General features: G+C 64.8%; 12 protein-coding genes. 5 read left to right on the top strand and 7 right to left on the bottom strand.

Features of this window, described 5'->3' with window-relative positions:
- Positions 1–59: 59 nt before the first annotated feature.
- Positions 60–1376 carry a PQQ-dependent sugar dehydrogenase gene (locus L338_RS12650; protein WP_027068524.1) on the bottom strand — a complete coding sequence of 439 codons (1317 nt, stop codon included), beginning with the start codon at positions 1374–1376 and terminating at the stop codon, positions 60–62.
- Positions 1377–1470: 94 nt separating this feature from the next.
- On the opposite strand from L338_RS12650, the gene L338_RS12645 reads away from it, so the two are divergent.
- The 4 genes from L338_RS12645 to L338_RS12630 are packed head-to-tail and all read left to right on the top strand — an operon-like array spanning position 1471 to position 3283.
- Positions 1471–1701, top strand: a complete 231-nt coding sequence (locus tag L338_RS12645) for a BolA family protein (protein WP_022698760.1) — start codon at positions 1471–1473, stop codon at positions 1699–1701.
- On the top strand, positions 1698–2543 hold the full coding sequence (locus L338_RS12640) for an aldo/keto reductase (RefSeq protein WP_022698759.1): 846 nt from the start codon (positions 1698–1700) through the stop codon (positions 2541–2543). Before L338_RS12645 ends, L338_RS12640 begins: the two co-directional genes overlap by 4 nt.
- Positions 2544–2582: 39 nt before the next feature.
- Positions 2583–2921: a Grx4 family monothiol glutaredoxin gene (gene grxD, locus L338_RS12635; protein WP_022698758.1), complete on the top strand. Its 339-nt coding sequence runs from the start codon at positions 2583–2585 to the stop codon at positions 2919–2921.
- Between the two features lie 5 nt (positions 2922–2926).
- The gene (locus L338_RS12630; RefSeq protein WP_022698757.1) at positions 2927–3283 is read left to right on the top strand and encodes a DUF427 domain-containing protein; all 357 of its coding nucleotides are present in this window, start codon (positions 2927–2929) and stop codon (positions 3281–3283) included.
- Here L338_RS12630 and L338_RS12625 read toward each other — a convergent pair.
- The 6 genes from L338_RS12625 to queF all read right to left on the bottom strand — a co-directional run bounded on the left by L338_RS12625 (position 3280) and on the right by queF (position 7004).
- Positions 3280–3930: a CatB-related O-acetyltransferase gene (locus L338_RS12625; RefSeq protein ID WP_027068523.1), complete on the bottom strand. Its 651-nt coding sequence runs from the start codon at positions 3928–3930 to the stop codon at positions 3280–3282. The two genes, L338_RS12630 and L338_RS12625, sit on opposite strands and share 4 nt — an antisense overlap.
- Before the next feature lie 85 nt (positions 3931–4015).
- Positions 4016–4633, bottom strand: a complete 618-nt coding sequence (gene rpsD / locus L338_RS12620; protein WP_022698755.1) for a 30S ribosomal protein S4 — start codon at positions 4631–4633, stop codon at positions 4016–4018.
- 174 nt (positions 4634–4807) lie between these two features.
- A complete protein-coding gene (locus tag L338_RS12615) occupies positions 4808–5041 on the bottom strand; it encodes a DUF3126 family protein (RefSeq protein ID WP_022698754.1) in 234 nt (77 codons plus the stop codon).
- 87 nt (positions 5042–5128) lie between these two features.
- Positions 5129–5929 (bottom strand): serine O-acetyltransferase, encoded by an 801-nt coding sequence (gene cysE, locus L338_RS12610; RefSeq protein ID WP_022698753.1) that lies wholly within the window; start codon positions 5927–5929, stop codon positions 5129–5131.
- Complete coding sequence (locus tag L338_RS12605; RefSeq protein ID WP_022698752.1) at positions 5926–6534, bottom strand: NUDIX domain-containing protein; 609 nt, start codon at positions 6532–6534, stop codon at positions 5926–5928. Before L338_RS12605 ends, cysE begins: the two co-directional genes overlap by 4 nt.
- A gap of 5 nt (positions 6535–6539) precedes the next feature.
- Positions 6540–7004: a preQ(1) synthase gene (queF, locus tag L338_RS12600; protein ID WP_022698751.1), complete on the bottom strand. Its 465-nt coding sequence runs from the start codon at positions 7002–7004 to the stop codon at positions 6540–6542.
- 102 nt (positions 7005–7106) lie between these two features.
- Between queF and L338_RS12595 the strand changes: the two genes are divergently transcribed.
- Positions 7107–8831 carry a cation:proton antiporter domain-containing protein gene (locus L338_RS12595; protein WP_022698750.1) on the top strand — a complete coding sequence of 575 codons (1725 nt, stop codon included), beginning with the start codon at positions 7107–7109 and terminating at the stop codon, positions 8829–8831.
- Position 8832: the final 1 nt, after the last annotated feature.

Raw genomic sequence — 8832 nt, 5'->3', positions numbered from 1 at the left:
ACCTTCTCCCCTCCATAGGGGAGAAGGGACTGACCCTGCTCGGTTTGTTAGCTATTCCCTTACTCCGGCGCGACGCGCCAGAGGACATCGCCGACATCGTCGGTGACCAGCAACGCGCCGTCCTGCGCCACGGCGACGCCCACCGGGCGGCCATGCGCTTCGTCGTCTTCGGTGAGGAATCCGGTGAGGAAATCTTCCGCCTCGCCCGCGGGTTCGCCGTTCGCGAACGGCACGAAGACCACCTTGTAGCCGGCGAAGTCAGAGCGGTTCCATGAGCCGTGCTGGCCGATAAACGCGCCGCCCTGATAGCGGACCGGGAACCCTGATCCTTCATAAAAGGTCAGGCCCAGAGAAGCGGTGTGCGCGCCCAGCGCATAGTCCGGCTTGATGGCGCCAGTGACCGTTTCCATCGGCACGGATTCGCGCTCGAAGCGCGGATCCATGTTCTGGCCGAAATAGGACCAGGGCCAGCCATAGAAACCGCCCTCCCGAACGCTGGTCATGTAATCGGGCACCAGATCGTCGCCCAGCATGTCGCGCTCGTTCACGGCGGTCCACAAGGCCCCGTTTTGGGGATTGATCGCCAGCCCGACCGGATTGCGCAGGCCGGTCGCGTACAGGCGCATGTTCGATCCGTCGGGGTCATAGGCGTGGATGGCTGCGCGGTTCTGCTCCACGCCCATGCCGCTATCGCCGACATTGGAGACCGATCCGACGGCGACAAACAGGGTCCGGCCGTCCGGCGAGGCGATAACATTGCGCGTCCAGTGGCCGTTATTGCCCGTATTGAAGGGCAGGTCGGCGACCCTTTCTGGGGTTTCCAGGATCTCCGTCTGGCCCGGCTGATAGGAAACGCGGATCAGGGCGTCGGTATTGGCGACATAGAGGAAGCCGTCCAGATATTCGATCCCGAAGGGCTGGTTCAGATCGTCCAGCAGGAGATGCCGCTCATCGGCCGCGCCGTCGCCGTTCGTGTCGCGCAGCAGGATGAGATTGTCGGGGCTTTCGTCTTCCAGCGCGCCGGCATTGCCCATGATGCGGCGCTCGAAAAAGCCGCGGATGCCGCCGCCCTCGCTGGGCTCGCTCGAGGATTCAGCGATCAGGACATCGCCGTTGTCCATCACGAAAACCTGGCGCGGATGATTGAGATCGCGGGCGAAGGCGTTGACGGTGAAACCTTCCGGCGCGGCCGGGGCCTCGCCCTCCGCCCAGCCGATCGGGTCAGCGGTCTTGATGGTGGGAAGGGTCTGGACCCTGGGCGCTTCCAGTTGCGGCTCCGGCCCTGTCGTCTTGCCGATCGGATCGGGATCGCCGCCGCCGCAGGCCGCCAGGATGAGCGCCGCTCCGGCGCCTGTCAGTACCATTCGCAGCAACATTACCGTCTCTCCTTTGCGCGCGGGGCGTGCCTTCATTAAGTCTAGCGCAAGGCGGCGCGGCCCGCCACGCGAGTTCAACGAGGAGACTTAAGTCATGGCCCTTCCCGCCGACCAGCTGGAATCGATGCTGCGCGAGGCGTTTCCCGGCGCCGAGATCGAGATTACCGACCTTGCCGGGGATGGCGACCACTACAAGGCGAAAGTGGTCTCCGCGGACTTCGCCGGCATGACGCGCGTCAAACAGCACCAGACCGTCTATGCCGCCCTGAAGGGCAAGATGGGCGGGGAGCTGCACGCCCTGGCGCTGGAAACCAGCGCGCCTTGATCCCGCGCCGCCCCCTGGGCGCGACCGGCGCTGAAATCCCGGTTCTGGGCCTTGGAATATCGGGCCCGCACGCCGCGGCATGGACGCGCGCCGGCCATACGGAAAAACTGATCCGGCGCGCGGCCGCGCTGGGCGTCACCGCGTTCGATACCGCCCCCTTTTACGGCGCGGGCGAGGCCGAGACACGGCTGGGCCGGGCGATAGAGGGACTGGACCGGGATACGCTGTTTCTCAGCACCAAGGCCGGCACGTATCGCGAAGGCGGCGCATGGAAGAAAGACTTCTCTGCGGACGGCGTGCGCGCCTCGCTGGAGGCTTCTCTGGCGCGGCTGGGCGTGGGCGCCGTGGATGCGTTCTTCCTGCACGGACCAGGCGCGGACCAGATGACGGACGGCCTGATGACGGCGCTGTCCGACATGAAGGCGGAGGGCAAGTATCGCTATCTGGGCATGTGCGGGCGCGGCGACGAGATCTATGCCGCGCTGGACACCAGGGCGTTCGACCTTCTGATGGCCCCGGTGCATGTGCGCCTGACCCCGCCCGAGGCGAAGCGGATCAGCGCGGCGCGGGATGCCGGGCTGGGGCTGTTCGGGATCGAGATATTTTCGCCCTCCATGGGCGGGCCGCGCATTCCCACCCGGCCGGCCGATTTGCGCGTTCTGGCCAAATGGGCGCGCGGCGACCGGCGCATGCGCAGCTATCTGAAGCCCGATGAGTGCCTGAAATACGCCGTGGCGAGCGGCGCATGCGATTGTGCGCTATTCTCCACCACCCGCCTGAAGCATCTGGAGGCTAACGCCGACGCTGCCAGGACGCTTGATTTGAACCAACCGCCTTCCTAGCTGTTTGACCAACGCCCAACGCGAAGCGAGTAACCGATTATGACCGACCAGGCCGTCCTCGACGAAATCAAGTCCATCGTGGAATCCAACGATGTCGTTGTGTTCATGAAGGGCACGCCGACCTTCCCGCAATGCGGGTTTTCCTCCGTCGTCGCGCAGGTGCTGGACTATCTGGGCGTGAAATATCAGGGCGTGAACGTGCTGGAGCGTCAGGAAATCCGCGAGGGCGTGAAAGCCTTCACCGACTGGCCGACCATCCCGCAGCTTTACGTGAAGGGCGAATTTGTCGGCGGCGCCGACATTGTCCGCGAGATGTTCGAACAGGGCGAGCTGAAAACCTATCTCGCCGACAAGGGCGTTCTGGAAGAGGCGGCCTGACAGCCATGAGCAAATCCGCCGGCGACCATCCGATCACGATTGAGACCGAACCCCGCCGGGTGACGGTCGAGGCCGGCGGCCGGACGATTATCGAGGCCAATGTCGTTCTGGTGCTGAAAGAAGCAGGTTATAAACCGGTCTTCTATTTCGCACGCGACGCCGCCGCGATGGCGCTTCTGGAAAAGTCGGATCACGTCACGCATTGCCCCTATAAGGGCGACGCCACGCATTATCACGTCCGCACGCCGGACGGTCTGATCGAGAATGCGATATGGTCCTACGAGGACCCCAGGGATGGCGTGTCAGAGATCAAGGATCATCTGGCGGTCTATCCGTCCAAGCTGGACATGACCGAGCACTAGCCCCGCTTCGGCGCGGCCTTCTTAAGCGCCGCCATGTCGGCGCCGCGGATTTCTTTCAGATGCGCGCTGATGGTCTCCAGCGGCCAGTCCCACCACGCGATATCCAGCAGATCATCAATGATGTGATCGTCGAAACGCATGCGGATCAGGCGCGCCGGATTACCGGCGACGACGCCGAATGGCGGCACGTCGGAGGCGACGACGCTCTTGGCGGCGATAATCGCGCCATGCCCGACCTCCACGCCCGGCATGAAGGAGGCGTCGCGGCCGATCCAGACATCATGGCCGATGACCGTATCGCCCCGGAAACCTTCCTTGGGGTCGGCGTCCCTGGCGAAGTCTTCCCAGCCATGATCGAAAATCTCGAACGGGAAGGTTGAGAAGCCGGCCATCGGATGGTTGGCCCCGTTCATGATGAAGCTGACGCCCGCCGCGATGGCGCAGAACTTACCGATCACCAGCTTATCGCCGATGAAGTCATAGTGGTAATGGACGCACTTGTCCTCGAACGTCTCGGGGGCGACCGGGTCGTCATAATAGGTGTAATCGCCGATCTCGATCAGCGGATTTTTGACAACCGGCTTCAGGAAACAGACGCGCGGATGGTCCGGCAGCGGTTGCGGATTATTCGGATCAGGGCCGGTCATGAGGCGCGTCATACCATAAGTTAACAGAGAAAAGGGGGCGCTTTGGAGAGCGCCCCCTGATCCGTTTTTCGAAATTCCCCGAGTTTTACGAGGAGTAGAATTCGATAACCAGGTTCGGCTCCATCTGGACCGGATACGGCACGTCCGCAAATTCCGGCTGACGGATATAGGTGGCGGTCATGCCCTTGGCTTCGACCTCGATATAATCGGGGATGTCGCGCTCCTGGCTTTCCAGGGCTTCCAGCACCAGGGCCATGTTGCGGGACTTCTCGCGAATCTGAATGACGTCGCCGGCGCGCAGGCGCATGGACGGCGTCTTGGCCTTCTTGCCGTTCACGGTCACGTGGCCGTGGTTCACGAACTGGCGCGCGGCGAAGACGGTCGGCACGAACTTGGCGCGATAGACCAGCGCGTCGAGACGGGATTCCAGCAGGCCGATCAGGTTTTCCGCGGCGTTGCCCTTCTGGCGGGACGCTTCCTTGTAGGTGTTGCGGAACTGCTTCTCGGTGATGTTGCCGTAATAGCCTTTCAGCTTCTGCTTGGCGCGCAGCTGCAGGCCGAAATCGGACAGTTTGGACTTGCGGCGCTGGCCGTGCTCGCCCGGGCCGTACTGGCGCTTGTTCACCGGGGACTTCGGACGGCCCCAGATGTTCTCGCCCATGCGGCGGTCAATCTTGTACTTCGCGGATTCGCGCTTCGACATGCATTCCTCTCAACGACGTGGTCCGGCAGCGCCCCCCATGGGCCCTGCGATTGAAACGGCGGCGCTCACGTCACCCGTTGCTTTTCAATGTATCCCGCGCGTTTGCGGGAAGCGCGGCATATGCCGCGTCAGCCCTGGCAAGTCAATGACAGGGCTGTAAGTGCGGCGGGCCGCTCAGGCCTCGCCCATTTTCGGCAGGTCGATCTCAAGGATCGCCATGTCGAAATTATAGGAGATGTCTTTCGGGTCTTCGTCGTCCTTGAAGATGATCCCGAGGAATTCGTCGCCCTTGTAGACTTCCAGCGAGTCGTCCGTCTGGGAGCGCTTGCGCACGTCCAGGTTCGGGTTGAGCTTGGTCTGGAGATAGGCTTCCAGGCGGCGGATTTCGTCGTCTCTGACAGTCGGCACGGCGGCTCCCTTCGCATTGAGTATGAATGGTTTGAATTGCCGCTCTAACTATAGAGCGCGCGCCGTTCCGTCCACCGGATCGCCGCTTTAAAGGCTGTGATCCATGCTCTCCGCCGGGCGGTCGCCACAGCGGCCCACGGCCTTGGCCGGAACGCCGGCGACGGTGCAGCGGGCGGGCACGTCCTTCAGCACGACGGAGTTGGCGGCGATGCGCGCCTCGTCCCCGATATTGATGGGGCCGAGCACCTTGGCGCCCGCGCCGACCAGCACGCCCTTGCCAAGTTTCGGGTGACGGTCGATGCCGCGCGCGCCGGTGCCGCCCAGCGTCACTTCGTGCAGCAGGGAGCAGCCATCGCCGACCTGCGCCGTTTCGCCGATCACGACCGAGGTCGCATGGTCGATCATCACGCCCTTGCCGATGGTCGCGGCGGGGTGGGCGTCCACGCCGAACGTCTCCGAGACGATGGACTGGATGTGCAGGGCCATCGTCTCCCGCCCCTCGCCCCACAGCCAGTGGGCGACGCGATAGGACTGAAGCGCGTGATAGCCCTTGTAGTAGAGAAAGGGCTGAAGATAGGTGCGGCAGGCCGGGTCGCGCTCATAAACCGCCAGCAGGTCTTCGGTCGCGGCTTCGGCGATGCCGGAATCGGCGGCCAGCGCCTCCTCGAACACGGTGCGGGCCTGCAGGGCGTTCAGATCCCCGTCGCCCAGCTTGCGCGCCAGCGTATAGGCCAGCGCCGCGCCCAGCGTCCTGTGGTTGAGAACCGAGGCGTTCATGAAGCCGGACAGCACCGGCTCCTCCGCCGCCGCGGCGGCGGCTTCCAGCCTCAGCGTCGGCCACGGGGATTCGTGGCTGGCGTCCGTCGATACCGCGTGAAGTTCTGTCATGGCTTCGTCCCTTGCTCGCCAAGCATAGCACGGGCCAGCGGCGCGCCAATTTCGCCCGTCACGGCCATATGGTGCGCCCGCAGCAGCATCGCCACCGTCAGCGAGTCAGTTATTTCGCCCGACAGCACGCGATTGAGGGCATCCATGAAAGGAACACGGTCGATTTCCATGTCCGCTTCGGCGTCCTCCGGGTCCGGCTCCGCCACGCGCTTCAAGCCTGTCGCGATATAGCAAATGGACAGTTCGTCAGAGGTGGAGTTGGAAAGATGAAAGCGGATCATCTCGTCCCAGTTTTCCGCCTCCAGCCCGGTTTCCTCCAGCAGCTCGCGCCTGGCCTCGTCCAGCGGGTCGGCGTCCAGACGCCCGCCGCCTTCCGGGCATTCCCAGCTGAAGCGGTCCAGCGCATAGCGCCACTGGCCGACCAGCCAGATCGTCCCGTCCTCCTCTATGGGCAGGACGCCGATGGCGGTGTGCCGCGCCGACAGCAGGCCATAGATGCTGGGCGTGCCGCCGGGCGTGATCACGTCGTCCTCGAACACCCGGATCCACGGGTTCTCATAGACGATGCGGCGTTTCAGGCGGGTCCAGGGATTGTCGCGGCTCACGCCCCCTACCCCCGGCCGCGATACGGCGCCACGCCCTGATCGGGGACCCAGACGCCTTTCGGCGCCTCGCCCGTCTGGAAGAAGATGTCGATGGGAATGCCGCCGCGCGGATACCAGTAGCCGCCAATGCGCAGCCAGACCGGATCCAGCCGGTCGATCAGGCGCCGGGCGATGGTCATGGTGCAGGCCTCGTGAAAGGCGCCGTGATTACGGAAACTGGTCAGGAACAGTTTCAGGCTCTTGGATTCGACGATCCAGTCCTTCGGCACGTAATCGATCACGATATGGGCAAAGTCCGGCTGCCCGGTCACCGGGCAGATGGAGGTAAATTCGGGGGCCGTGAAACGGATGACGTAAGGGGCGTCTGTGGCGGGGTTCTCCACCCGCTCCAGCACGGCCTCATCCGGGGAAGCCGGGGCGTCCGACGTGGAGCCCAGCTGTTCCAGGCCTGAATAGCGTTCGTCTGTCATAATAGGCGTGTCCTAAACCGGAGGCGCGCGGGAATACAATCGCGCTTGCGCGTTTTGTGCCTATATTGGGCGCAACGTCCCGCGCTTTTAAGGGAGCCGCCCATGCACGGCGCCGATTTTCTGTTGCCCGCACTGATCTTTCTGGCCGCCGGCGTGGGGGCGATCCTGATTGCCCGGCCGCTGCGCATTTCGCCCATTGTCGGATTCCTCGCCGCGGGGGTGCTGCTGGGCCCCGGCGCGCTGGGCGTGCTGGAGGATAACGAGACAACGGCCTTCCTGGCGGAGCTGGGCGTGGTGTTCCTGCTGTTCGATATCGGGCTGCATTTCTCCGCGCGGGATCTGGTGGAGCGCAAGGCGGACATGCTGGGCCTGGCCCCCGCGCAGATGGCGCTGTGCGGGGCGGCCTTTATCGCCCTTGCCCGGTTCGCCGGACTGGACTGGCCCATCGCCATCGCCGTGGGCGGGGCGCTGGCGCTGTCCTCCACCGCCGTCGTGGCGCGCGTGCTGGCCGAGCGGAATTTGCAAACCTGCCCGCTGGGGCGCAGCGGAACGGCGGTTCTGATTTTCCAGGACATCGTGGCGATCTTCCTGCTGGTCTTCGTCGCGTCGCTGGCCGGGGACGGGGAACACAGCGTGGCGGCGGACGCCGGCATGGCGGCGTTGAAGGGCGCGGCGGCGTTCGTGGTGGCGCTGACGCTGGGGCGGCTGGTCATCACCCCGGTGTTCAAGGCCCTCGCCCGCACCCGCAATGACGAGGTGTTCACCGCCTTCGCCCTGCTGCTGGTCGTGGCCGCAGCATGGTCCACCGGGGCGCTGCACCTGTCGCTGACGCTGGGGGCGTTTCTGGCCGGGATGATCGTGGCCGACACCCCCTATCGCCACGTCATCCAGACCGAGGCCAAGCCGTTCCGCAACCTTCTGCTGGGCCTGTTCTTCATCAATGCCGGTATGGCGGTGGAGCTGAACGTGCTGTTCGGCTACCTGCCCTGGATCATTGGCGGCGCGCTGTTCGTGCTGGCGCTCAAGACCGCGCTGATCATCGGGGCGGCGCTGGCCAATCGCTGGACCGCGCCGGGCGCGACGCAGCTGGGCTTTCTTCTCTCCCAGTCTTCCGAGTTTGCGCTGGTCATCATTGCCATGCCGGCGGTGGCCGGGGCGCTGGAAGGCGACATGGCGGGCGTGCTGATCGCCGTGGTGGCGCTGACGCTGGCGGTGACGCCGGTGTGGTCGCAAACCGGCATGAAGCTGGCCCGCAAGATCGTCGAGGCGCGCCGCAAGCCGGGGGAGGAGGCGCCCGCCTCCGCCTCGCCCGACGCGCGGCCCGTCGTGGTGTTCGGCATGAACCAGACCGGGCGGCTGGCCGTCGATGCGCTGACCTTCGCAAAGCGGGATCATCTGGCCATGGAAATCGACCCGGACGCGTTCATCTCCGCCATCGCTGACGGCTATCACGTCACGTTCGGGGACGCCGCCGATATGCGCCTGATGGAGACAATCGGCATGACGAACGCCTGCGCGCTGGTCATTTCCCGTCCGCGGTTCGAGCTGTCGGAAGAGCTGACGCCCTTCCTCAAGCAGCAATATCCCGATCTGGAGCGTTTCGTGGCCGTGGAGACCCGCCATGATCAGGAGCGTCACGCCGCGCTGGGCATTCACGCCGTGATCGTGAAGGGAAAACCCAAGGGGGTGGAGCTGGTGGTGGACATGCTGCGCGCCATCCAGGTGGACAATGAGACGATCGCCGCATGGCTGGCCGATGTGCGTGAAAAGCAGAGCGGCGGGGACGCGGACGCCCCCGCCGGCCGTGCTGAGGCGGAAGCCGCCTGAC

This window comes from Euryhalocaulis caribicus (assembly GCF_000412185.1).
GTDB classification, from domain to species: Bacteria; Pseudomonadota; Alphaproteobacteria; order Caulobacterales; family Maricaulaceae; genus Euryhalocaulis; species Euryhalocaulis caribicus.
The sequence above is the reverse complement of the archived record's forward strand: the minus strand, read 5'-3'. Positions and strand labels throughout refer to the sequence as shown.